Below are 22592 nucleotides of genomic sequence, written 5' to 3'. Positions count from 1 at the left end.
ACCCCAGTGGCCCGTTTTATCGTCAAACGCCTGCTTTAGAACTTGTGGCGAATACCCACGCGTGCAGCGATCTGATTCGACGAACCCTTGCCCGAGTTGCCGAAGTAGCTTGTGCTCGAACCAATTTCAGCCTGCACCGGCGTGCCTGCATTCGAACCCGACGCGTCTTGATAGATGGCCAGCACGTAGACATCGGTACGCTTGCTCAGCGCATAGTCCACGCTTGCGTCGACTTGTTGCCACTTGCCTTGCGCTGCATCGGTCAGCTTCATGTACGTGTAGCCGAGGCCGCCGGTAAGAGCCGGCGTGAACGCATACTTGCCGCCGATTTCATACGCGTTGAACTTCGACGTTGCGCCCGTGATGGCTTCGAAGCGCGTATTGGTCCAGAGACCGAACACCGTTGCAGCAGCGAACTTGTAGCTGGCGCCAACACCGAACGTGCGCAGGTCCTTCGTACCGCCCGTCGAAACGTTCGCGATGTTCGTGCTGAACGCCGGCGTGGACGAACCCGGGTAGTGGATGTCGGTGTAAGCCGCGCCAATGCCGAACGGGCCGTTAGCGTAGTTCGCGCCGAAGCTGTAAGCGCGCGATGAACCTTGCGTCGTCACGCCTGCGGTCGTCGTCGTGGGCGAACCCTCGAATGCGCCAGCCTGGTTCGAGAAGCCATACAAGCCGCCAAACGTCAGGCCGCTGAAGTTGGCGCTGCTGAACTTGATCGAGTTGTTGATACGGCTCGACGTGAGCTGGTCGACGTCGTTGATGTGATACGCGTAGTTGCCTGCAACCGTCTGGCCGCCGATGGAGTACGAACCGCCGAGGTAATCGGTCGAGAACGTGTATTGCCGGCCGAGGGTGACCGAGCCGATATCCGACTTGGAAATCCCCACATACGCTTGACGGCCGAATTCCGCGCCGCCCTGGCCGAGCGTACCGTTGCCGCTGTTAAAACCGCTTTCCAACGTGAAGATCGCCTTCAGGCCGCCGCCCAGGTCTTCAGCACCGCGCAGGCCCCAACGGCTGCCTTGCGATACGCCGTCGTCATACTTGAAGTTCTTCGAGCTGCCTGTCGTGCCGACGGCTGCGTGGTTCACGTAGCTGATACCGGCGTCGATAAGGCCGTAAAGCGTGACGCTGCTTTGAGCTTGAGCAGTGGTTGCCGATGCGGCGAATGCCGCCATTGCAGCAGTGGCGAGCAGTGTTTTACGGTTCAAAACGTTCTCCCTAGCGTGGGTGTGATTAAGCGAAACTTGTCAATGAAGCAAATAGGTGCTGCACGGCATCGGACTCTGACGGTCTGTAGCTCGCGACGGGCGGACTTTAGCGAACGGGTGTGTAAGGTATATGACAGTTGTTTTTCAGCGACGGCTTCAGAAAAATACTTTCGATAAATCCCAGGAACGGGTATCGGAGAGGCGTGCGGAAGCGCTTTGGCGAGCCGTCGCGCTATGCTGACGGCTCATCTTCAAGCGAGGGACAAAGCCATGACAGAGAGCGTGATTGCGGCACTCGAGGAGCGGTTGCGCGAGGCCATGCTTGCATCGGACGTAGACGTGCTTGATACGTTGCTCGCCGACGACCTCACGTTCGTCGATGCAACGGGCAAGGTGTGGAGCAAGGCCGACGACCTGAACGCGCATCGCCATGGAATACAGCGGATCGAGCGGCTGGAGATCAAGGAACAGACGGTGCGCGTGTATGACAGGAGCGCCGTGACGCTCACGCATGCGGCGCTCGCCGGCCAATTTGGCGGCGTGCCGCTTTCCGCCAATCTGCGCTACACGCGCATGTGGGTGGAAACGGAGAGCGGCTGGAAAATCGCCGCCGCTCACTGCAGCGTGCTAGCTTTTTAAGGCCGGCCGGGCGTTCGCCGACGCAACTCGAGGCTTCGCCTGTTGGTCCCCCACGACCGGCGGAATCACCGCGCTTGCCGCCTGCGACCCAACGACCGCCGGAATCATTGAGCTAGCCGGCTTCGATTCATCCACGGCGGTCCGACCGCCGTCCGCAAAGAAGGTTTGTTCGGCGGCCTTGTTCAAAACGAGGATGCTGATGCGCCGGTTAGTGGGTTCATCGGCGACTGCTTTATTGAGCGGCAATACATTAGCCAGTCCGCGCACTTGCAGGATCTTGCCTTCGTTCATGCCGCCTGCAATCAGCGCGCGGCGTGCGGCGTTCGCCCGTTCGCTCGACAACTCCCAGTTCGAATACCCTGCTTCGCCACCTGAGTACGGCACGGCGTCCGTGTGTCCGGCGATCGACACGCGGTTATCCACGTCGTTGAGCGAGGAGCCGATCTGCCCGAGGATGGTCGTCACATACGTTTCCAGCTTTGCGCTGCCTGAGGGGAACATCGGCCGCTTGAGTGAGTCGACAATTTCGATGCGCAATCCTTCGCTCGTGATGTTGATGCGAATCTGGTCCTTGTACGCGGCCAGCGCCGGCGTGCGCTCGATCAACGCACTAAGCTTCTGCTTGAGTTGTTTCAGGCGCTCTGCGTCGTCCTTGACCGCGGCGGCCGCGATTGCAGCGGCACTTGCGGCCGTGCGTTCGGTTGTCTTCGGCAAGGGCTGGGTCTGGCTTTTGGTGGCTTCTCCCGGACGCGAACTGGAGAGATCGCGTCCGCCGCCTTCAATCAAGCTTGAGCGTGCAGCACCGCTGCCGTCCTTGCCGCCGAAGACTGCCGACAGCGGCGTGTTGAAATAATCTTCAATGCCCTGCTTGTCGTATTTGGAGGTCGAGCCTAGCAGCCACATAAGCAGGAAGAACGCCATCATGGCAGTCACGAAATCCGCATACGCGATTTTCCATGCACCACCATGATGACCCGCGTGTGCGGATTTTTTCTTGCGTCGCACTACAACAGTCGGCGCGAGCACCGACTGCATGGGGTCGCGAGAAGGGGAGTCAGCCATGAGCGAACCTCTTGATGGTCGGCGTGATCTGCAGCGGGCGAGACAGGCTCGTCACGCCGACTTCGGTTGCTTGGTGGCGCGGACGGCCTCGTCGAGTTCCTGGAACGACGGACGATCAGCGGTGAACAGCACCTTGCGCCCGAACTCGACGGCAATAGCCGGCGCATAGCCGTTCATCGATGCAAGCAGCACGGACTTCACGCACTGGAACGGCTTGGCTTCGGCCTGTCCTTTTGCAGCCAGCAGATCGGCAAGTGGTCCGAAGAAACCATACGAGAGCAGGATGCCGAGGAACGTGCCGACCAGCGCGCCCGCGATCATCTCGCCGAGTATCGCGGGCGCGGCGCCTACTGAACCCATCGTATGCACGACGCCCATCACGGCCGCGACAATGCCGAACGCGGGCAGGCCATCGGCCATCTTCTGAATCGCGCCGGCAGCCAGCGATGTTTCCGCGTGATGCGTCTCGAGTTCTTCGTCCATCAGGTCCTGCATCTCGAGCGCGTTGATGTTGCCGCTCGACATCATGCGCAGATAGTCGACGATGAATTCCAGCAGATGGTGATCGTTGAGCACGTGTTCGTACTTTTTGAACGTCGGGCTGTTCTGTGGCGCTTCAACATCGACCTCGAGCGCCATCATGCCTTCCTTGCGCGCCTTCTGAAGCAGCTCGTACAGCAGCGCGATGAGCTGCACGTACTTCTCTTTCGAGTAGCCACCTTGCTTGAACGCCGTGGGGATGACCTTGAGGGTCTTCTTGAGCGTCGTCACCGGATTGGATACGACGAACGCACCCACCGCCGCGCCGAAGATGCACAGCAACTCGAAGGGCTGGAACAGTGCGGCCAGATGACCGCCTACGCCCAGAAAACTGCCGATCACCGACCCGATGACCACGACCCAGCCAATAACAACAAACATGCTCTCTCCGCCTGATTTTTATGCTTCCGTTGAATGAAGCTGTCCTAGACCTTAACGGCAAGCTGCTCAGCAGATTTAGGGTAGGGAGAAGGTATCTTTTTGCCTGTAGAGGGATTGGGCATGGCAAAAGTTACCTTCCATCGCGCCAAATCAAATTTAGGTGTTATTCATCAGATGATTAGAGGCGTTGATTCATGGCGTCCAGGTCAGTTTTCCGGAGCGTCGAACTGAACTCGAAAACAGTCACTATTCGCTTCATTGAAACGATTACTGAAACCGTAAAGTCTCGCCACGGGAAAGAGCCGGGGACATTACGGAGAAGGTGCAGTGAACATTGTCTTAAGGGCGGCAACCGCCGCAGCGATCGCAACGATGGCAACGAGCGCAGCGCACGCGCAGGAAATTTACGTACAGGGCGGCACGCTGGGCGCAGGGATAGGCGCGGCATATTCCTTCAACTCGTGGTCGGGCGTGCATGCGGAAGTGGAGGGCTTCGGCCTGTCGCATTCATTTACCGTCGACGACAATAAGTACGACGGGCACCTGAGCCTCAAGCAAGGAGGGCTCTACCTCGACCTGTTCCCGTTCTCCAGCAGCGGTTTTCGCGTGACGGGCGGTGCGCTTTTCAACGGTGACAAACTGACTGGGCATGCGGTGCCTGACGCCGACGGCAACTACAAGATCGGCAACGACCTTGTGCCGGCTGTCGGGCCTGCGCCATCGGCCACGGTGCGCTTGCCGAGCGTGATGCCGTACCTCGGCGTGGGTTACGGTCACAAGCCGGTATCGAAGGGATTTGGCTTTATGTGCGACCTCGGCGTGGCGTACGGCCGTCCCCATGTTTCTTATTCCGTGCCGGCCATCTATAGCCAGTTGACGACGCAGGCGAATATCGATCAGGAACAGCAAAACATTACTGATCACGTGGAACGGTATCGCTGGTATCCCGTCGTCCAGGTGGGCGTGACTTATAGGTTCTAAACTATGGGTCTAAGCTGTCGGTCGCGGCTTGCGAAAGTTGGGGCGGAACGTTTTATGCGTGCCCTGACGCGAACTCCATTTACTACAGGCGAAACCCAGCGATGATTCAAACTTTCGAGCAGACCATCGACGGCAAACCGGTTCAATTCTGCGCAAGCATCGCAGACGGCGGAAGTCCGCAACGCGTCATCATCAGCCGGGCGGATTCGGCGAAGTCGCTGGTGATCGTGGAGGCCTCAGGGATCATTGGTGCGATCAAAGCCGAGGTCGAAGCACCGGAAACGTTCGTCGCCGAAGCGGTGCGCAAGGCCCAGCAGGAAGGGTTGATTGAACGGGCACTCGCCTCGGGCGAAATCCTGACAACGGCTCTTTAACAGATAGCGCGGGTGTACCGCGCCCGGACCGCATCACCCAAAGGAAAAATGCCCGCCTGCAAGACGCAGGCGGGCATTTTTTGCTGTTGACGAGAGGCTGCACTTCAAAGCTGAAAATTCAAAGGCGCGGTGTGCCGTTTTTTGGATCTGCCGGCACTATAGGCGTCGCTGAATCAGGACCATCGGGTAAGTCGGGGTCGTCCTCGGGCGGCGGCGCATCCGGGTCGAGCAGCTCGTCGGGATCGGGTTCTATCGGCAAGTAAGTCGGGTCCGGCGGCGGCGTGGACATATCCAGTTCCTCATGAGCGGTCTGCGGACCGCGCGTTGCACGAGAAGTGCGTATGGCAAGGCAGGCGCAACTAACGTTCCCGCCGCCGGTCGTTCGCGTTTCACGCGCCCGCGTCTTGCTCAGGAACGCGTCGCCGAGCCGCATTTAATCGATCCCGCATCCGTTTTTCCGTCCTTCGCACGTTTGCTCTCAATCGCCCGCCAAGCGAGGACCGCGGCGAATAACAGCAACGCCATCGATACCCCCGCCGACGCCTTCACCCCTATCACGATCTGCGCGCTTTCGGCCATGGCCGAGTGACTCGCCAGCGCACCGAACGCCGCGACGCCTATCGCGCCACCCGCCTGCCGCGCGGTGTTCAGCACCGCCGACGCCGTGCCCGCGCGGTCCGGCTCAACCGAGCCCAATACGGCGGTCGTCATCGCGGGGACGGCGAGCCCCATGCCTGTCGGGATCAGCAAGAAGGGCAGCAATAGCGCCCACACCGGCGTCGACGCGTTGACGAAAAGAAGCGCGGCGAAACCGGCCGCATCGATCAATGCGCCAACGATCATCGGCAAGCGCGAGCCGAAGCGGGCAACGACCACGCCGCTCGCCAGATTCGACAACAGGAACCCGCCGGTCAGCGGCAGGAACGCCAGCCCGGTTTGCAAGGGCGTGTGGCCCAGCACGCGCTGCAAGTACAGGCTCAGCACGAACACCATGCCGTAATACGTGAGGTTCACGCAGATACCGAACACCGTGGCCGCATTGAACGTGCGGTCCCGAAACAGCGCAGGCGGCAGCATGGGCGCCGACGCGCGCCGCTCGACCAGCACAAGTCCCACGGCCGCGAGAAGCGCCACGGCAATGCCGCCGATCACCAGCGGGTGCGTCAGGCCCAACGGCCGCAGTTCGATCATCGCGCCGACAAAGCCGGTCAGCGCAACGGCCGCGAGGACCTGCCCGGGCAAGTCGGCGCCGCGCGCTTTCTGCTCCGGCTTTTTATCGGCGATCCACGCATAGGTCGCCGCGATGCCGGCCGCGCACAACGGCACGTTGACCCAGAAAATGCTGCGCCAGCCGAACGCAGCGATCAACAGGCCGCCGACGATCGGTCCTGCAGCAATCGATACTGAACCTGCCGCCGTCCACAAGCCCACGGCACGCGCGCGCAGCCCGTCGTCGTGACCGCAGGCCTGATTCAGCAGGACCAGCGAGTTGGGCAGCGTGGCGGCCGCTCCTATGCCCTGCAATGCGCGTGCGGCGGTCAGTTGGGTCGCATCCATTGCAAAGCCGCAAGCGGCGGAAGCCACCCCGAACAACATCAGGCCCCCGACGAACAAGCGCCGCGCGCCGAAGCGGTCGCCGAGCACGCCTGCCGAGAGCATCAGCGCGGCGAAGGCGAGCGCGTAGGCGTCGACGGTCCACTGCAGGCCCGCCACGCTCGCGTGCAGGTCGCGGCCAATGCTCGCGAGCGCCACGTTGACGATGGTGACATCGAGTTGAGAGACCACGAAACCCATGCTGGCCGTGGTGACGATCAGCGTCTGGCGTGTGCTCAGCCCTGCGCGTGAGGAGGGAAGGTTCGAGTTCATGAAGACCAGCTTATCGATCTGCAGCGTCCGACGTTTCCGTGGTTCGTGAAATATGCATGTCGGCTTTTCGCAGCGCTGTCAAACGGGTGGCATGGGGGCGGCATGGCGTGCAGGCAACACTTTTTTGAAAGGGCCGGATTCCGTCACGTCTGGGCACAAACAGTGACTTCGCGAGACATATTGAAAGCATTTGTGACGATATGTTGCCCGGGATTAAGAATTGTCCGATAGATCAAGCCAGTACCGCTCTGCAGAATTCGCGCGTCTGAAGTGGTCTCGTAGAGCGTCATGAGACCTTCTTTGGTGCCTTCAACACCGCCTTTTAAGTACGCGCGAAGTCACCGTTTGCAGGTTCACCGGTCCCGTTATCATGCGCATCGCAATTCTCCAGTCCGATCCACAGCATCGTTATGTCATCGGTGGAATCATCGAACGTCTCAACCATGTTTGCATTCCCTTCAGCGATGGTTTGTCGATGTCGAAATCGCTGTCCCGATCCACTGTCGACATGCTGGTTCTCGACTGGCATTCCTCCGGCTTGTCCGGGCTCGACCTGTTGAAATCGATGCGCTCGGGCATTGGCGAGCGCGTGCCCGTGATGTTCGCCTCGGCGGACGGCGGAGAGAGCAACGTGGTCCGCGCGTTGACCGCGGGCGCCGATGACTACGTCACGCACCCCGTGCGTTCCGCCGAGTTCGGCGCGCGCGTGGAAGCGCTGCTGCGGCGTGCGTATCCGGCGAATACCGCGGCGATCACCGAACTCGGGCCGTATCGCTTCGATTCGCGTCAGCAGAGCGTCACCGTGCGCGGCCAACCGGTGCAACTGAGCGGTACGCAATTCCGGCTCGCGCTGCTGTTTTTCTCGAATGTCGGGCGCGTGTTGTCGCGCGATCATATTTTCGCCATGGTCTGGGGACGAGAATTTCGCGAGTCCACGCGGACTATCGACAGCCACGTTTCGCGCCTGAGGCTTGCACTGACGATTGAACCGATGAATCACTTCCGCTTGCAGCCGGTGTACAAAAGCGGCTATCGGCTACTGCATCTTTACGGCGACACTGTCGATGAAGGCAGCCTGTGCGAGGAAGCCACCGCTTAGTTCGGGTGGTGATTTGACTAAAGAAAAACCGTCGCAAGACGGTTTTTTTATTTGCACCCGAAGGCTGTGGCCCTTCAAATGGACCAGATAGTTAATTTGTTTATGTCCAACACGAACCGATGTGATGTGCCGGTTTTCAGGCGCGCGTCATCGCTGGGAATATCGAACGTCACACCGCCAATTCTCAGACGCGCGTACCGGTCTCCGCGCCGCAATTCGATGCCGTCGACCGTCCCTTCGAACGCACCTTCATCTGACGGCATGATCGCAAGCGCGGGCAGCCGCCACATCACGGTTTGTCCTGCGGGAGTGGCGTTGTCTCCCGCCATGTCCAGACGCAACCCGCCGCCCAGTTCGATCTGATTTGCTTCAAGCACGCGACCTTGCCCGACATTGTGAAGCCCAAGCAATTCCGCCACGCGCATGGACGCGGGGCGCTCGAAGACATCGCTTACCGGTCCGGACTGAAGCACGCGGCCATGCTCGAGCAACAATACTTCGTCGGCCAGCAGCGCGGCTTCATCGGGATCATGGGTGACGATCACCGTGACCGCCGATATCTCGCGCTGCAGCGCGCGCAACGATTGCTGCAGACGGCGGCGGCGCGGGGTATCGAGTGCGGCGAAGGGTTCGTCGAAGAGCAGCAGCTGGCTATGCTGCGTGAGTGCGCGAGCAAGCGCTACACGCTGGCGCTGACCGAATGAAAGCTCATGCGGCAAGCGGAGAAGCAGCGTTGCGAGGCCGAGTTGATCGACCCATTGACGCGCGCTCGCGGCATCCGCGCTTAGCGGAAACGCGAGTTGTTGTGCGACCGTCATATGCGGAAAAAGGCCGTAGTCCTGCGGCATATAGCCGATCCTGCGCTCTTCGGGCGGCTGTGCGTCGAGAGAACTTTCACCCAGCGATACGCTAGCCGTCTGCCCGGCTTCAAGCCCTGCAATCAGGCGCAACGTGAGCGACTTGCCCGACCCCGACGTGCCGATGATCGCAAGACGTTGTGTGCGCGGCGCCCATTCGATGTCGAGGTCGAAGCTGCCCAGACTTTTTTTCAACACGATCTTGAGGCGCCTATCATCCTGGTCCAGGACCGGGTGCGCCGGGGCGTTGTCATCGGCATCGTCGCCATTGACGAGTTCCGGACCCAACGAAGCGCGGCCCTGGCGGCTATAGATGGACAACGCGGCGCATGCAACGGCAATGGCAAGCGTCGGCAATAGCAAGGGCATCATGGCGGGCAAGCCCTGGCCGCCGAATACGACATAGGTGTAGACCGGCAGCGAGTACGGGTGATACGCGACCATGACGGTTGCGCCGAATTCACCGAATGCGCGCAGCCACGCGAGCGCCAGTCCGGCGCTGATCGCGGGCCATGCAACCGGCAGCGTGACGCGAAAGAAGCGGCTGCCGGCACGATGTCCCAGCGTGGCGGCCACATCTTCGAACATGGGATCGACGGCCGCGAATGCGGAGCGCGCCGCGATGATCAGGAACGGCGCTGCAACAAACGTTTCAGCCAGCACGATGCCGGTGAACGAGTCGGTCAGCGCGCCGTTCGTCAGTTGTCCGACCCAACTATAGGGGCCAAGAAGAAACAGCAGCAAGACGCCGCTGGTGAGCGGCGGCAACGCGAGCGGCAATTGCACGATAAACCCCAGCAACGCCGCCTTGCGCGAATTCGAGCGGGCGAGCAGATAGCCCAGCGGTACGCCGCCCAGCAAGATAACAAGCGATGCCACGCTCGCGCTGCCCGCCGATACAGCCACCGCCGACAGCGTGCTGGTCCAGTCGACCCCGTGCCAGTCAGCCGCGCCGACCTGCGGGACGCTCGCGAGGAACGGCGCGCATAGATAGACCGCGAGCAGCGCTGCAAGCCACCACAACGGTCGCGCAGCGGTGCGTTTCATCGAGTAGCGTCGATCACGGCCTGAAGTGACGGCGGCATGGCCTGGGCGTTACCGGTGATCGCGGGCTTGATGACATCGACGCCATGTTCCTTGAGCAACTCGCGGCCCTTCTGGCTAAGCAGGAAGTCGACGAAGCGCGTGGCGCCCGCCGAATTCGGTGCATCGCCGAGAATGGTCAGCGTATAGCTCGCCTTGGCTTGCAATTCAGGTGCGGGACGGATGGACGGAATCTTCAGGTCCGAAGTCTCGGTTGAGTAGAAGAAACCCGCGTCAAGTTGGCCGGATTGCAAACGGCCCACCAGCGTTTCTTCCGGCAAGACCTGATCGGGATTTTCTGCTGCGCCGAGTGTCTTCTCGACCAGGTCCGGCTGCTGATAAAGACCGGCGGCCTTGGTCACCATCTCGACGGTGAATGCGCCCTTCGGGTCCAGCTTCGGATCGGTCCGGCCGATGCGAATGCCCGGCTCCTGCAAGACCTTGTCCCAGCGCTTGGTCTTGAAGTCGCCGGCAAATTTGCTGCGCGGGTTATAGCCGATCATCAAGGGCGATTCGGCGAATGTCACATACCACGCCACGTGGTCGCCGTTCGCGGCACCCATCAAGCCCGTGTTCACCTTGGGGCTCGCGCTGATGAACACGTCACCGCGACGCAGCTTGCCCTTGATCTCGTTGGCGATCTTGTTCGAGCCTGCGGCATAGCCCTGGAAATGCAGGCCGGTTTCTTTTTCAAAAGCGGGGCCGACGCTGCGCTCCATCAAATTGACGAGCGAGCCTGCATACAGCACGTTTACGGCGTCCTCATTCGCCATGGCAGCATGACTCAACAGCGCGCCCGCCATGACCGCAACCGATACCATCATCTTACGGATCATCTGATTCTCCACGTTGATTCCACATTGATAAAGGCGTAATAAAGGCCGCTATATTACGCTGAGACCTAACTTGTCCGCTAACGCCATCGACATGTTTTTCGCGGCTATTCGTCGCAAAGTGACGCTGTGGCGCGGTTACACTTGTGGCCTGCCTGTCATGCAGGTGACCCTAGCAACCGCGCGTTCTGAGACCAGGTGATCCACGCCTTCGAAGGACGCCGCAACCGGAGATGAACATGCGAACAAGCGCCCGAAATAAATTTGTCGGTGAAGTGGTGGACGTCAAGCACGGCGCAGTCAATGACGAGATCTTGCTGCGCGCCAATGACGGCCTGGAAATTGTCGCGGTGATCACGCATGGCAGCGCTGAATCGCTCGGGCTTGCCGCCGGCAAGGCTGCGTTTGCACTGGTCAAGGCATCGTCGGTCATCGTGATGGTCGATGTGGCGGATAGCCAGGTATCAGCGCGCAATTGCTTTGCGGGAACGGTGTCGGCCGTGACGCCGGGCGCCGTCAATAGTGAAGTCATTATTACGGTCGCCGGCGGCGCGCAGATTGCCGCCATTGTCACGAACGAAAGCGCCCAACGGTTGGCGCTCGGGAACGGTAAAGCGGCCACGGCGATCTTCAAGGCGTCGAGCGTGATTATCGGCGTGGACGACTAGCCTGTTTGCTGGTTCCCGCTGCGTCAGTTCAGCGGAATTGCTCGCAGGGTACTGGCGCTGTCAGCGGATTTCGGCCGGTCTATCACGTACAACGCGTGATGCGCCGCGTCGATAGCGACACCACGGGCATCCTCGAAATCGTTTGCAATGACGGCAACCGATTTATCGGGGCTTATCCGGCAGACCGCCGTCACGTTGCATTTCGTATAGAGCGCGCCGTTTGAATCGATGGTCAGCAGGTCCGGCCCGTTGATCTTGATGACCGCCGTGTTAAGGCCCCCGGGCTGGGCATGGTTGATCAGGCCGGACAAGGTGGTCTTCAAGATCATGTTGTCAGTCTGATCCGATATAAAAACGGTGTCGCCTTGCACGACTATGCCAACGGGTTTCGCCAGTCCGGTCAGGAGGTTGTGCTCGGACGCGGCGTGAGTTGAAATGTCGTAAGTGATCAGGCTGAGGCCACCCGTTGGCGGGCTATTGCCGTTCTTGACGAACCAGGTCGAGAGTAATTTCCCCTCACCAATGGCGGCAAGTCCCAGCCGTCGCCGCATTGGATCAATGCCTGACAACGGAGACACGGAGCCGTTTGCTCCAATGTCGAACACGGCGCCTGCCGTGCCGAATCCGAATCGTCCGACCAGAAGCGAACCATCATCCGCGATGCTGACCTGGCTTAGCGCATTCCCTTGGTCCGTGACCACGGGAATGGCGGCATACGGTTTGAACGTCTTGCCGTCAGCCGATGAAAGCACGCTGTTGGTTTTATCGTCGGCGATGAAAATCGTGCCGTCGGCAGGACGAATAGCAATGCCGTTTGCCCGTGCATCGAGGGTGACGCGTTGTGGCGCGCTTGCAATCTGCGCCGAGCTGCAACCGGATAGCGCGACGACCGCAGCGGCGGTCAAGGTGCTGGCGAGCGTAAGCGCATGGCGGATGAGACGCTGGGCCATCGGTATTTTCCTTGGGTCAGGTGCATGGGTTCAAGGCCCTCAATATATCGCTTTAGGCGATAAGGGTTGATGCAGACCTTTAAGGCGGCGCGCTCCTCCGTGCCATCCAGGTGCGCATATGCGCGAATTTATATGTTGCCTATTGTTTTCGCACTGACTTGCCCGCTATGACAGCAGCGTAATATTCGCGTGGATATAATGCCGGACAAGCCGCCCAAAACCGGCCCCTGGAGGACGAGAAATGAGTGAAGCCCATTCCCACGCGGTCGCGCTAGAAACCGCCGCGAAAACTGTCATATCGCTTGAAGGGGATTTCCTGCGGCCATTGACCGTTGATCTTGCGGAATTCAGGGAGCAACCCAACGTGGTTGCCGATCCGTTCGATCTGCGTTGTTATACGACGAACCGGTTTATCCGCAGCGTTGACACGTATCGCGGGGTGTTGCTGAAAGACCTGATCATGAAAGCCGGACTGCGGCCCGAGCCCAAGGGTGAGTTCAAGCGCACCGTGTTCATTGCGGTCGCGCACGACGGCTACGCGGTCGCCTTCTCATGGCACGAATTGTTCAATACGCCCGTGGGTGAGCGTGTCATCGTCGCGCATGAATGCGGAGGTCGCTCGCTGAGCAGCGAGGACGGTGTGCCTATTCTGTTTTCGGGTGCGGATATTCTTCCCGCTCCCCGTCATGTGAAGCGCCTCGTGCGGATCGTGGCGCGGGTCTTGTCGCCCTGATTTGAAATCTTCTGAAGCCTCATGCGGCAAGCACTTTTCGCAGCGCTTGCCGCCCGGGATGCGGAATCAGAACTTGTGACGCAAGCCAATGCGGGCCGCAACCTGATTGTTCGCGCCGGTACCCGAATTGCCGATGAAGCTCGAGCTCGATCCAATTTCAGCCTGCACTGGAACGTTGCGGCCATTGACCGTATTGCTGCCCGAGGCCTTCTGGTAAATCACGAGTGCATAGACGTCGGTCCGCTTCGACAGCGCATAGTCGAGCATGCTGCTGACTTGATGCCACTTGCCCTCGAAATGATCGTCAAGCTTCGAGAACATGTAACCCAGGCCTGCGCTCAAGGCCGGCGTAAACGCATACTTGCCGCCCAGTTCATAGTTGTTCAGCTTCGACTCGGCGCCCGTGATCGGATCGAACGTCGTATGGGTCCAGAGGCCCCACACCGTGCCCGCACCAATGGCATAACGCGCGCCCACGCCAAAGGTTTCGAGGTCACGCAGTCCGCCGGTATTTACGTTGGCGATGCTGACGCTGAACGCCGGCGTCGCGCCATTGGGGAAGCGAATGTTGGTGTACGCAGCGCCGATGCCGAACGGCCCTTGCGCATAATTCACGCCGGCGCTGATGGTGCTCGACGACCCTTGCGTGGTCGTGGTGCCAGCGGTGGTGGTGGGCGAACCGGCAAACGCACCGGCCTGATTCGAGAAGCCGTACAGTGCGCCGAAAGTCAGGCCTGCGAAGTTGGCGCTGCTGAACTTGATCGAGTTGTTGATGCGGCTGGACGTCAGTTGATCCAGGTCGTTGATGTGGTACGCATAGTTACCGGCGGGTGTCTGGCCGCCCATCGAATAGTTGCCGCCGAGATAGTCGGTCGAGAACGAGTACTGGCGGCCGAGCGTGACCGAGCCCATGCCCTTCTTCGCAATACCCACATACGCCTGGCGGCCGAACAACGCGCCACCTTGGCCGAGCGTGCCGTCGCCCGAGCTGAAGCCGCTTTCCAGGGTGAAGATGGCTTGCAGGCCGCCACCCAGGTCTTCCATGCCGCGCAAGCCCCAACGGCTGCCTTGGGCTACGCCGTCGCCGTAACGGATCAAATGGTCATGTCCCGTCGATGTAGCGGCGTTACTGACGTAGCTCACGCCCGCGTCGATCAAGCCGTATAGCGTCACGCTGCTTTGGGCGTGTGCAATTACGCCGAAACTGCTCAATGCGGCTGCCGCCACGATCTTCCTTTTCATCGCTATTCCTGTTTTAGTCTGAGTTGTCGCCGTTGGTGAAGCACGCCATGTCCCGTGTTGCTCGAAACGAAACGGGCCATGGTATTAGCCTTACATGGGACTTGCGAAATATTGGCAGGAATATAACGATTGATTTGTATTTGGTAAACGTAATAGAGGTAATTTGTAGGGTTGACGAGACACGGGCTTGACTCCGGGGCGCGCGTGGCATACTGGTTTTGCGCTAATCCTTCCGGTGAACGCCTCGCTTGGCTGCACTCTCGGGCGCTATTTCCGCTATCCGGTCATGACCCATTCGTTTGCGACGCGTGCCCAGTTGCTAGCCGCCTCCGCCACCCCCAATGCCCCCGGCACCGCTTTGTTCGCCACCTTGCTTGCCGCGCACGGCGATCCCTCTCTGCTTGGGTTATCGCCGGAACAATTCGCCTTATTGACTGGCCGGCACTTTGGCGGCATGCAATTACCGAGGGCAAGTCTGGTTATTCTTTCGGAAGGGCAGTCCCGGTTCGTCAGGGCGCTGGTCGCCTTTCTGCTAAGTCATGTCCGGGCTAGTAGCGCCGCCGAGGTCGCTGACGCAGATTGCCTCGCATCGATCATCGCCCATGCGTGCTTGCGGCCGGACCATCTGTGGCGCGATCTCGGACTTAGCGGGCGCCACGACGTCACGGACATGCTTAGCCGGTATTTCCCGGCGCTGGTGGCACGCAATATCGATGGGATGCGCTGGAAAAAATTCCTCGCGCGAGAACTTGCGCTGTCGCTCGGACAGACGCCGCAGCCGGCGCCAGGGTGTCCGGGCTGCGAAGATTTCGGCTTTTGTTTTGGCGATCAAGCCTGAGCCGAGCTTGAGCACTCGGGCTTCCTGAAGCGCCCGTACTGTCGTGGAGTGGATGCCCGGTCCTGTCGGCCTCGTGTATGCTTTCGCGCATGGCCAAATCCGTGAAAGATCCAGCGACTTCTTCCTTATCCCGTCAGCCCGAGGTGCGTTTTCGCATGCGCATTCGCCAGGCGGATGCCGTGGCAATCGGCCCCGGGAAAATCGATTTACTCGAGGCCGTGCATGAGCATGGTTCGATCTCGGCTGCCGCGCGCAGCCTGGGCATGTCGTATCGGCGGGCATGGTTGCTCATCGACGAACTGAACCGCACGCTCAAGGCGCCCGCTACGTCATCGGAGACGGGCGGCTCAGCCGGCGGTGGTTGCGTGCTGACGCCCGTCGGCGAAAAGATCGTGCGGCTTTATCGCGAGATTGAAGCGGAAGCGGCGAAGACCTGCGCGCCGCAGATTTCCGCGCTGACCAGGCTCATGAAGCGCTGATCCTGTGAGTGCCGCATTGAAGTCTGGGCGCCTGAGCGCTTAGCCGTGCCGCAGGCAAAACCGGGAAGCTGGCGGCGTACCGGATTGCGGTGATTGCGACGAGGACTGCGACGCCGCGCGGCCAAGCCGGGTCATCAGTTCGACAAAACTCGCAACGCTCGCGGTTCTTACCGGGTGATAGTCCACCTGATGGCGGTCGCATACGCGCTTGAGCCGGTTCATTGAATCGTGGTCTATACAGTCGACCGGAAACACGACAATGTCCGCTCGCGGGAGCGCAGCGGCAAACATGCCCTTGCGGTCTTCTATGCCGCCATCGTGGACGATAAAATCGCCTCCCGCCGATTCGACCAGTTGCCTTAGCGCGGCATTCGAACCGGGCCGGCCGCCCACATAAACCACGCGCTTGCCACTCAGGTTGCTGAGTTCCTCGGCCTTTGAACCCGCTTCACTGCCCTGAGCCACCAACGCCTGTTCCAGCGCATTGCATTCAGCCTGCACGACGTTGAGCATCGCAATGGTGTCGTCCAGCCGCTGGCTCAAGCCATGCGCATGGCGCTGTTCATCCAGCGCGCGTTGCTCGGCGGTTTCTCTCCGGCTCGTATGAATCGCGAGACGTTCGTCGCGCGCAACCAGTGCTTCGCGCAGCGCCTGGACTTCAGCTTCCAGTCCTGCCTCGGAAGGCTCCGGCCTGCGCTCGGCCTTCGCCGACAACTCGGCCACTTGCGTGCTCAACTGGCGCAATGACGCATCGCGCTCGGCCGTCAATTCATGTAGTTTGTCTTGCTGGCGCTCGATCTTGTCCTTGAGCGCCGCATTTTCCTCTTCGAGCGCAACCAGGCGGCGGATGTCAGCCCGGTTAGCCGCGCCAACGAGATGGGACAACATATGCACGTCGCCGAATGCAGCCTGGCGCACGCTCAGGATGGCTTCCGGATGCGTCATCAACGCCCAGTACGCCGGTGGAATATCACCGCTCTTGAGCGACTCTTTCCAGAGCGCGAGCAGGGCTTCAGGATCCTTTGCGGTGTCGAAGCGGCGCACGGCGCCCGAGTAACGGGCATCGAGCGCCTTCTGCAGTGCTTTCCCGCCCGCGCCGCCATCAATGGCCAGTTCCACTGCCGCGTGATGAATCTCCAGATCCGTAGCCTGCTGCCGGTCGAGATCTGTAAACTTCGGCACGAGTTTTCTAAGCTCGTTCGTGCTCAGGCAGGTGCCGATGACCGAGCAATGCAAGTGCGAATCCAGATCTGCCAGCCGCGCCCGGCGGTGCGGACTGCGAAGGTCTGCTTCGGTGGGCGTGCAGCAAGCGTCCGCCGGGCCGGCGTGAGCGCCGGCATAAGCACCCGCAGCGCTGGTCGATTCAGTGGAGGGCGTGCGGGCAAGGCGGAAGGGGGGAACGGATTGCACATTCACCTCGAAAACTGTCTGGATATCAAACGGCTGAACAGACAACGGCCTTTAGCCTGCTCGATGAACGGATATCGAAATATACCATTGAATATAACGGTACGAACCTGCACGGCTGTTTCGACGAAATCAATGCTTAGCGGCTCTGGTCAGATCACTGGCGTTCAGGCAGACACGTCGCTGCTCGCACGATCTTTGTAGTGCCTTTCAAGGACGTGCTCAACGCATAAGCCGACGAAAGTGGCGTCCAGACGCTCGAGGTTTCGCGCAACCTGCTGAAGACTGGCCGTCCCGCTGCCGGGCGCGGCCAGGAATACCTGATCCCGCTGCTGCTCAGCCGTGCGGGCGGTTTCGATAGCAAACGTCAGGTCGTCGAGGCGGCCGAAATCGAGCGCGCGAGCGTGCTCTTCAAGCGAAGACAAAAGATCGCTGAACGACTGGCCGGCTGTGGATTCAAGGGAGCGGGCATTACCGCGGATGTCTTCGAGCATCAGGACAAAACGGGCGACACTTGCGCGCAGGTTCCGGAATGCATCGACCACTTCCCTGATCGCTTCTGTGCGCTCAGGATTGTGGGCCGAGTTGAGCGGCGTGATCGCAACCGACAGGTCGCGGCGCAGCGAAACGGAAGTGGGAGCGCGGGGTGTGGATGCCTTTAGCCCGGACATGGGTGAATCCTCGAAATGCATGATTGGATCGGTTTCTTCGCGACAGAATGACCGCGGACGGCATGACCGTAAGGCGATTAGTCAGGAGCAAAAGAATAGTACCGTGATATTCCGTAGAATATAACGAATGCCCGATTTGTGTCTTGAAGTCAAACGGTACCTGGCCGATTTTGAGGGCTTTGGGGCGGGCGCGGACGGCTTGCATTTGCGTTCAGGCGGAGCGCGCTGAACGAGGTAAACGGAGCCATAAGAGGCTCGTTTTTAAGGCTGGAGGTGAGATTTTCCAGTATTGGACATCGATAAAACTGCGGCGGGTACGGACTTGTTTCAATGAGAACAAGTCCGTACCCGCCGCAGGGAAAGCCCGATTTAGAACGTCGGCAAGACCGGCCGGGTTTCGATCGAACGCTTGATCAACGCTTCCACCGCGAGACGTTCGTCACCGGCAAGCGGCAAGCGCGGCGGCCGGACCGGTTCGGTGCCCAGACCGACCATGGCTTCGGCCAGCTTGATGTTCTGCACGAGCTTGGCCGAAACATCGAGCGCCAGCAGCGGCGCGAACCAGCGATAGATCGCACGTGCCTCTTCCAGACGCCCTGCCTTGAGCAGCTTGAAGATGGCCACGGTCTCGTCAGGGAACGCGCAAACCAGCCCTGCAACCCAGCCGTGCGCGCCCATCAGGCAGGCTTCCATCGCGAGGTTATCGACGCCGCAAAAGAGCGCGTAGCGATCGCCGACCGCATTGATGAGATCCGTGAAGCGGCGTACATCGCCGGCCGATTCCTTGATCGCAACGAGCTTCTTTTCGTCGGCGAGTTCGGCGAACATTTCCGGTGTCACATCAACGCCGTACGCGAGCGGATTGTTGTAGACCATGATCGGCAACGGACTCGCACTGGCGACCACGCGGAAGTGGTTGAGCGTTTCGCGCCGGTCCGACAAATAACGCAAACCCGGCAGCACCATGTAACCGGCAGCGCCGTGCTTGACGCCAAGTTCCGCCTGGCGGCAACCGTCGAGCGTGCTGTTTTCCGCAATCGTCAGCAGGACGGGCACGCGTCCCTGGGCTGCATCGACTCCAATATCGAGCACGTCCAGTTTCTCATCGAGCGAGAGTGTCGATGCTTCGCCAAGCGATCCGCAGACGATAATGCCGTCGACCCCGGCCGCGATCTGAGCCTCGATATTCTTCTTAGTCCAAGCGCGGTCTATGCTGAAATCCGCATTGAACTTGGTCGTGACGGCGGGCATTACGCCTTCCCAGATATGCGCCATGGCGGCTCTCCTAAAAGTAATCGATGGGTGAAGTCTAAGCATTGCAGAAAGGGCCGTCTTGCATGTTGCGCGCGATTGCGATGCCGATTTCGGCACAACCGGCATGTCCCGGCCTTCGGAACTAGCGGCTTATCTGCGCCGGAATTACGCCATGGGCCTTCGATATCCCGGCGCTTAGGGACTTGGCAAATCGATGTCATCTATGCCGAAATCGGCATCAAATTCGCTGAGCGGCACCAAGACGGTTCGCGCCCGAATTTCTACGATGTCAGCATGAAAACCCTAAGCTTCATCGACTCCCATACCGGCGGCGAGCCCACCCGTCTTGTCACGTCCGGTGGACCGGATCTAGGCGGCGGCACGCTTGCTGAGCGCCTGGAAAACCTTCGGACGAAACACGACGGCTGGCGCGCGGGCGTGGTCACCGAACCACGCGGTTCGGACGTAATCGTAGGCGCATTGTTGTGCGAGCCGGACGACCCCGCGTGTGCGGCGGCCGTCATCTTCTTCAACAACGTCGGGTACCTCGGCATGTGCGGCCACGGCACGATTGGCCTGATCGTGTCCCTTGCTTACTTAGGGAAGATTCAACCGGGTTTGCACCGGATCCAGACCCCTGCAGGGTTTGTCGACGCCACCTTGCATCCGGACGGCAGCGTGAGCGTGCGAAACGTACCGGCGTATCGGTACCGGCAAGCGGTCCGCGTGAATGTGGAGGGTTATGGGCCGCTGACGGGCGATATCGCCTGGGGCGGCAACTGGTTTTTTCTCGTAGCCGATCACGGCCAGGATCTCGTTGCCACGAACCTGACCAGATTGACAGCGTTCACCGACGCCATTCGCGAGGCACTTCAAGCGCAAGGCATTACCGGCGCAGACGGCGCGATGATCGACCACATTGAATTGTTCGCGGACTCGCCGCGTGCGGGAATCAATAGCCGCAATTTCGTGCTGTGTCCCGGCAGCGCCTACGATCGTTCGCCTTGCGGCACGGGCACAAGCGCGAAGGTCGCGTGTCTCGCCGCCGACAACAAACTGGCGGAGGGTGAAGTGTGGCGGCAGGAAAGCATCATCGGCAGCGTGTTCGAAGCGAGCTACCGGCACTCGGACGAACTCGCGGGCCAGGCGGTCATTCCGACCATCACAGGACATGCGCACATCATGGCTGAGGGCCGGCTTTGCTTCGACAGCACCGACCCATTCGCTTGGGGTATTCCCGCAGCCTGAGCTGAAGTCCGTGCAACGCTTGCGCCATTCATTCGTCCTCTGATTTTTCCACGCCTGCCTGTCGTCAACACCAATTTTGACGGACGCTTCTCGCCTCTATAATCGGGCGCAACGAGGTGCGCGTCCTCTGCCCGCAGCATGCGGGGCATGGGCGGCACTTGCGGACCCCGACGACGCCAGCGAGACGCGAATGACCATTACGACGGACCGTCCGGCGCATGCTGAACCCGAACACGGCGCCGCGCCCCCCGGCTTGCACGCCACGCTCGCTGCCCCCGCGGGCGCGGCGACGCTCGAGGCCATGCTGCAGCATTTCAGGCTGCTGGAACCGGTCTTCGACGCGATGCCCGATATCGTATTCTTCGTGAAGGACGCGCAGGCGAGATACGCGCTTGTGAACCGCGCGCTGGCCTCGCGTTGCGGCCTGAAGGACAAGCTGGGGTTGCTTGGCAAAACCGCGGAAGAAGTCTTTCCGCAGCGCTTTGGCCGCATTTATACGGCGCAGGACCAGGCCATCATCGCGCAGGGCAACCCGATGATCGACCAGCTGGAACTGCATCTCTACCCGGCGCGTCAGCCCGGCTGGTGTATGACGTCCAAGCAGCCGCTCCACGATGCGCACGGCACGGTGGTCGGTCTCGCCGGCATCTCACGCGACCTGCAGGCAGACGAAGGGACGCACCCGGCTTACAGCCGGCTCGCGGCCGTCGTGCAACATATCCAGAGCAACTTCGTGCAGCCGCTGAACATGCCGCATCTGGCGTCGATGGCGAACATGTCGATTGCCCAGCTGGAGCGTTATTTCCACAAGGTATTTCATCTGACGCCGCGTCAAGTGTTGCTCAAGACGCGGCTCGATGCAGCTACGGCGCTGCTCGTCACACACGACAAGGTCACCGACGTAGCCGCGTTATGTGGTTACACCGATCACAGTGCGTTCACGCGGCAGTTCAAGGCGACCGTGGGCCTGACGCCGACCGAATATCGTGCGCTGTTGCGGACTCATCATGTGGTGACGCATCCGGCAACCCATGCCGCAACGCATGCTGCGACTCATGCCGCGGCGAAACTTTCATCGTGATAGCGGCATCGATAAGTCTGAACTTTCGAACCGGTACACACGGTAAAAAATTACCAGCCCGATTGCTGAAACAGAGCGATGCATGCGCTAGCGCGTCACTGAAGTGAACTCATTAGGGTTTGCGCAAAGCCCCGCGTAGAGAGGCTTTCGCCGTGGTTCCTCATGCAGTTTCTGCGCTCGGTCTGTTTTTTGCTGCAGGTTTGCTCGACAGGCAATAAGTGAGCAATGAGGCATACTGCGCCCGTTGAATTTGCAATCCGCGCGACGTTCGACACCGGCGCACGCGGCAGATCACACGGTGCCGCATGGATCTCATGCCGTCGTGCCGTAAGGTCCGCAGTGGGTGAGAGGCGAGAGCCGCGACATTGGCACCAGAATCCAGTTTGGGCTGTTAGAAAAGATAATGATGAATGAAGTAGCGAGACTGGGACGTACCAGGATTGTGCTGATCGAAGATGACCTGGAGAGCCGCGAATCACTGCGAATGCTGCTGGAGGAAGAAGGCGCTGAAGTCTTCGCCGTGTCGGACGCCGAAGAGGGCGCCGAGACTGTCATCCGGGAGTTACCCGACGCCGTCATCTGCGACATCGACCTGCCGATGATGGATGGCTTTTACCTGATCCAGCGCCTGCGAGATCATGAGATTCGAGGCAACCTGACGCCATCGATAGCGATTGCGCTCACCGGCCACGACGGCGACGAGTACCGCTTGCGAAGCATCGGCGAAGGGTTCCAGCACTTCATGACCAAACCCGCGCACCCCGACGCACTCGTGACACTGATCCAGCAGTCGCTCAACTCGCGCGTGTTGTCGTAGCGTTTATTCGCAGCGCGATTTCGTACGTGCAGGACAAGCGCGTCCTGCACGCTGATGACGATCCTACGACCGGTCGCGGTTGCGCGCGCGAGTCGCGCCGGTGATCACCGCAAAGCCCAGCAAGATCACATCGACAATCATGATGGTGTGCTGCGCGACGTGCATGGCGACCAGCGCCCATGACACGCCGCCGATCAGGATCAGCCAGCCCAACAGATAAATAACCAGGGTCATCGAATGGTCCTTTTGTGTTGTTTTGATTTCGGGAAACTTGG

At 60.3% G+C, this 22592-nt stretch carries 24 protein-coding genes; 11 read left to right on the top strand and 13 right to left on the bottom strand.

Annotated elements, in window-relative coordinates:
• Positions 1–35 precede the first annotated feature (35 nt).
• On the bottom strand, positions 36–1214 hold the full coding sequence (locus ACSQ83_RS02490) for a porin (protein WP_414966786.1): 1179 nt from the start codon (positions 1212–1214) through the stop codon (positions 36–38).
• A 270-nt stretch (positions 1215–1484) separates the two neighbouring features.
• On the opposite strand from ACSQ83_RS02490, the gene ACSQ83_RS02485 reads away from it, so the two are divergent.
• Entirely contained in the window at positions 1485–1853 is a 369-nt protein-coding gene (locus tag ACSQ83_RS02485; protein WP_414949287.1) for a nuclear transport factor 2 family protein, read from the top strand.
• Here the strand turns inward: ACSQ83_RS02485 and motB are convergent.
• On the bottom strand, positions 1842–2915 hold the full coding sequence (motB, locus tag ACSQ83_RS02480) for a flagellar motor protein MotB (protein WP_436227125.1): 1074 nt from the start codon (positions 2913–2915) through the stop codon (positions 1842–1844). The two genes, ACSQ83_RS02485 and motB, sit on opposite strands and share 12 nt — an antisense overlap.
• A 51-nt stretch (positions 2916–2966) precedes the next feature.
• Positions 2967–3836: a flagellar motor stator protein MotA gene (gene motA, locus ACSQ83_RS02475; protein WP_414949289.1), complete on the bottom strand. Its 870-nt coding sequence runs from the start codon at positions 3834–3836 to the stop codon at positions 2967–2969.
• Positions 3837–4208: 372 nt separating this feature from the next.
• Between motA and ACSQ83_RS02470 the strand changes: the two genes are divergently transcribed.
• Together ACSQ83_RS02470 and ACSQ83_RS02465 are read left to right on the top strand one after the other, a co-directional pair.
• The gene (locus ACSQ83_RS02470) at positions 4209–4817 is read left to right on the top strand and encodes a hypothetical protein (RefSeq protein WP_436227283.1); all 609 of its coding nucleotides are present in this window, start codon (positions 4209–4211) and stop codon (positions 4815–4817) included.
• Between the two features lie 101 nt (positions 4818–4918).
• A complete protein-coding gene (locus ACSQ83_RS02465; protein ID WP_414949290.1) occupies positions 4919–5191 on the top strand; it encodes a hypothetical protein in 273 nt (90 codons plus the stop codon).
• A gap of 118 nt (positions 5192–5309) precedes the next feature.
• Here the strand turns inward: ACSQ83_RS02465 and ACSQ83_RS02460 are convergent, their stop codons facing one another.
• A complete protein-coding gene (locus ACSQ83_RS02460; protein WP_436227124.1) occupies positions 5310–5480 on the bottom strand; it encodes a hypothetical protein in 171 nt (56 codons plus the stop codon).
• 119 nt (positions 5481–5599) lie between these two features.
• On the bottom strand, positions 5600–7057 hold the full coding sequence (locus tag ACSQ83_RS02455; RefSeq protein WP_436227123.1) for an MFS transporter: 1458 nt from the start codon (positions 7055–7057) through the stop codon (positions 5600–5602).
• A 370-nt stretch (positions 7058–7427) separates the two neighbouring features.
• On the opposite strand from ACSQ83_RS02455, the gene ACSQ83_RS02450 reads away from it, so the two are divergent.
• A complete protein-coding gene (locus tag ACSQ83_RS02450; RefSeq protein ID WP_414949294.1) occupies positions 7428–8156 on the top strand; it encodes a response regulator transcription factor in 729 nt (242 codons plus the stop codon).
• Between the two features lie 74 nt (positions 8157–8230).
• On the opposite strand, the gene ACSQ83_RS02445 is transcribed toward ACSQ83_RS02450, so the two are convergent.
• A complete protein-coding gene (locus tag ACSQ83_RS02445) occupies positions 8231–10060 on the bottom strand; it encodes an ABC transporter ATP-binding protein/permease (protein WP_436227122.1) in 1830 nt (609 codons plus the stop codon).
• Entirely contained in the window at positions 10057–10932 is an 876-nt protein-coding gene (locus ACSQ83_RS02440) for an extracellular solute-binding protein (RefSeq protein ID WP_436227121.1), read from the bottom strand. Before ACSQ83_RS02440 ends, ACSQ83_RS02445 begins: the two co-directional genes overlap by 4 nt.
• A 236-nt stretch (positions 10933–11168) precedes the next feature.
• On the opposite strand from ACSQ83_RS02440, the gene ACSQ83_RS02435 reads away from it, so the two are divergent.
• Positions 11169–11597: a TOBE domain-containing protein gene (locus ACSQ83_RS02435; RefSeq protein WP_436227120.1), complete on the top strand. Its 429-nt coding sequence runs from the start codon at positions 11169–11171 to the stop codon at positions 11595–11597.
• Positions 11598–11620: 23 nt separating this feature from the next.
• Here ACSQ83_RS02435 and ACSQ83_RS02430 read toward each other — a convergent pair whose 3' ends face one another.
• Positions 11621–12547, bottom strand: coding sequence for a hypothetical protein (locus tag ACSQ83_RS02430; RefSeq protein WP_414949300.1), 927 nt, complete (start codon positions 12545–12547; stop codon positions 11621–11623).
• A 241-nt stretch (positions 12548–12788) separates the two neighbouring features.
• On the opposite strand from ACSQ83_RS02430, the gene ACSQ83_RS02425 reads away from it, so the two are divergent.
• Positions 12789–13280, top strand: a complete 492-nt coding sequence (locus ACSQ83_RS02425) for a molybdopterin-dependent oxidoreductase (protein ID WP_436227119.1) — start codon at positions 12789–12791, stop codon at positions 13278–13280.
• Between the two features lie 66 nt (positions 13281–13346).
• Here the strand turns inward: ACSQ83_RS02425 and ACSQ83_RS02420 are convergent, their stop codons facing one another.
• Positions 13347–14522: a porin gene (locus ACSQ83_RS02420; RefSeq protein WP_436227118.1), complete on the bottom strand. Its 1176-nt coding sequence runs from the start codon at positions 14520–14522 to the stop codon at positions 13347–13349.
• 286 nt (positions 14523–14808) lie between these two features.
• Here ACSQ83_RS02420 and ACSQ83_RS02415 point away from each other — a divergent pair, with 286 nt between their 5' ends.
• Both ACSQ83_RS02415 and ACSQ83_RS02410 read left to right on the top strand, forming a co-directional pair.
• Positions 14809–15360 carry a nitrogen fixation protein NifQ gene (locus tag ACSQ83_RS02415; protein ID WP_436227117.1) on the top strand — a complete coding sequence of 184 codons (552 nt, stop codon included), beginning with the start codon at positions 14809–14811 and terminating at the stop codon, positions 15358–15360.
• 77 nt (positions 15361–15437) lie between these two features.
• A complete protein-coding gene (locus tag ACSQ83_RS02410; RefSeq protein WP_299709654.1) occupies positions 15438–15839 on the top strand; it encodes a winged helix-turn-helix domain-containing protein in 402 nt (133 codons plus the stop codon).
• Positions 15840–15878: 39 nt separating this feature from the next.
• Here the strand turns inward: ACSQ83_RS02410 and ACSQ83_RS02405 are convergent, their stop codons facing one another.
• The 3 genes from ACSQ83_RS02405 to ACSQ83_RS02395 form a co-directional block, all read right to left on the bottom strand.
• Positions 15879–17249 (bottom strand): DUF2325 domain-containing protein, encoded by a 1371-nt coding sequence (locus ACSQ83_RS02405; RefSeq protein ID WP_436227116.1) that lies wholly within the window; start codon positions 17247–17249, stop codon positions 15879–15881.
• Between the two features lie 164 nt (positions 17250–17413).
• On the bottom strand, positions 17414–17917 hold the full coding sequence (locus ACSQ83_RS02400; RefSeq protein ID WP_436227115.1) for a hypothetical protein: 504 nt from the start codon (positions 17915–17917) through the stop codon (positions 17414–17416).
• A gap of 369 nt (positions 17918–18286) precedes the next feature.
• Entirely contained in the window at positions 18287–19192 is a 906-nt protein-coding gene (locus ACSQ83_RS02395) for a dihydrodipicolinate synthase family protein (protein WP_414949306.1), read from the bottom strand.
• Positions 19193–19465: 273 nt separating this feature from the next.
• Between ACSQ83_RS02395 and ACSQ83_RS02390 the strand changes: the two genes are divergently transcribed.
• From ACSQ83_RS02390 to ACSQ83_RS02380, 3 genes are all read left to right on the top strand, one after another.
• Positions 19466–20419 (top strand): 4-hydroxyproline epimerase, encoded by a 954-nt coding sequence (locus tag ACSQ83_RS02390; protein ID WP_436227114.1) that lies wholly within the window; start codon positions 19466–19468, stop codon positions 20417–20419.
• A 301-nt stretch (positions 20420–20720) separates the two neighbouring features.
• Positions 20721–21500 carry a helix-turn-helix domain-containing protein gene (locus tag ACSQ83_RS02385; RefSeq protein ID WP_436227282.1) on the top strand — a complete coding sequence of 260 codons (780 nt, stop codon included), beginning with the start codon at positions 20721–20723 and terminating at the stop codon, positions 21498–21500.
• Between the two features lie 403 nt (positions 21501–21903).
• Entirely contained in the window at positions 21904–22317 is a 414-nt protein-coding gene (locus tag ACSQ83_RS02380) for a response regulator (protein WP_414949308.1), read from the top strand.
• Positions 22318–22380: 63 nt separating this feature from the next.
• On the opposite strand, the gene ACSQ83_RS02375 is transcribed toward ACSQ83_RS02380, so the two are convergent.
• Positions 22381–22551, bottom strand: a complete 171-nt coding sequence (locus tag ACSQ83_RS02375; protein WP_436227113.1) for a hypothetical protein — start codon at positions 22549–22551, stop codon at positions 22381–22383.
• Positions 22552–22592: the final 41 nt, after the last annotated feature.

It is taken from the genome of Caballeronia sp. LjRoot29, assembly GCF_964252755.1.
In the GTDB taxonomy this organism is placed as follows: Bacteria; Pseudomonadota; Gammaproteobacteria; order Burkholderiales; family Burkholderiaceae; genus Caballeronia.
The sequence above is the reverse complement of the archived record's forward strand: the minus strand, read 5'-3'. Positions and strand labels throughout refer to the sequence as shown.

Bases quoted from the DNA above. Each gene is read 5' to 3' on its own strand.
- motA (WP_414949289.1), bottom strand. From the start codon at position 3,836: ATGTTTGTTGTTATTGGCTGGGTCGTGGTCATCGGGTCGGTGATCGGC.
- ACSQ83_RS02460 (WP_436227124.1), bottom strand. From the start codon at position 5,480: ATGTCCACGCCGCCGCCGGACCCGACTTACTTGCCGATAGAACCCGAT.
- motB (WP_436227125.1), bottom strand. From the start codon at position 2,915: ATGGCTGACTCCCCTTCTCGCGACCCCATGCAGTCGGTGCTCGCGCCG.
- ACSQ83_RS02445 (WP_436227122.1), bottom strand. From the start codon at position 10,060: ATGAAACGCACCGCTGCGCGACCGTTGTGGTGGCTTGCAGCGCTGCTC.
- ACSQ83_RS02450 (WP_414949294.1), top strand. From the start codon at position 7,428: ATGCGCATCGCAATTCTCCAGTCCGATCCACAGCATCGTTATGTCATC.
- ACSQ83_RS02420 (WP_436227118.1), bottom strand. From the start codon at position 14,522: ATGAAAAGGAAGATCGTGGCGGCAGCCGCATTGAGCAGTTTCGGCGTA.
- ACSQ83_RS02455 (WP_436227123.1), bottom strand. From the start codon at position 7,057: ATGAACTCGAACCTTCCCTCCTCACGCGCAGGGCTGAGCACACGCCAG.
- ACSQ83_RS02485 (WP_414949287.1), top strand. From the start codon at position 1,485: ATGACAGAGAGCGTGATTGCGGCACTCGAGGAGCGGTTGCGCGAGGCC.
- ACSQ83_RS02390 (WP_436227114.1), top strand. From the start codon at position 19,466: ATGAAAACCCTAAGCTTCATCGACTCCCATACCGGCGGCGAGCCCACC.
- ACSQ83_RS02400 (WP_436227115.1), bottom strand. From the start codon at position 17,917: ATGTCCGGGCTAAAGGCATCCACACCCCGCGCTCCCACTTCCGTTTCG.
- ACSQ83_RS02470 (WP_436227283.1), top strand. From the start codon at position 4,209: ATGGCAACGAGCGCAGCGCACGCGCAGGAAATTTACGTACAGGGCGGC.
- ACSQ83_RS02435 (WP_436227120.1), top strand. From the start codon at position 11,169: ATGCGAACAAGCGCCCGAAATAAATTTGTCGGTGAAGTGGTGGACGTC.
- ACSQ83_RS02415 (WP_436227117.1), top strand. From the start codon at position 14,809: ATGACCCATTCGTTTGCGACGCGTGCCCAGTTGCTAGCCGCCTCCGCC.
- ACSQ83_RS02430 (WP_414949300.1), bottom strand. From the start codon at position 12,547: ATGGCCCAGCGTCTCATCCGCCATGCGCTTACGCTCGCCAGCACCTTG.
- ACSQ83_RS02380 (WP_414949308.1), top strand. From the start codon at position 21,904: ATGATGAATGAAGTAGCGAGACTGGGACGTACCAGGATTGTGCTGATC.
- ACSQ83_RS02465 (WP_414949290.1), top strand. From the start codon at position 4,919: ATGATTCAAACTTTCGAGCAGACCATCGACGGCAAACCGGTTCAATTC.
- ACSQ83_RS02410 (WP_299709654.1), top strand. From the start codon at position 15,438: ATGCTTTCGCGCATGGCCAAATCCGTGAAAGATCCAGCGACTTCTTCC.
- ACSQ83_RS02395 (WP_414949306.1), bottom strand. From the start codon at position 19,192: ATGGCGCATATCTGGGAAGGCGTAATGCCCGCCGTCACGACCAAGTTC.
- ACSQ83_RS02375 (WP_436227113.1), bottom strand. From the start codon at position 22,551: ATGACCCTGGTTATTTATCTGTTGGGCTGGCTGATCCTGATCGGCGGC.
- ACSQ83_RS02425 (WP_436227119.1), top strand. From the start codon at position 12,789: ATGAGTGAAGCCCATTCCCACGCGGTCGCGCTAGAAACCGCCGCGAAA.
- ACSQ83_RS02440 (WP_436227121.1), bottom strand. From the start codon at position 10,932: ATGATCCGTAAGATGATGGTATCGGTTGCGGTCATGGCGGGCGCGCTG.
- ACSQ83_RS02385 (WP_436227282.1), top strand. From the start codon at position 20,721: ATGCTGCAGCATTTCAGGCTGCTGGAACCGGTCTTCGACGCGATGCCC.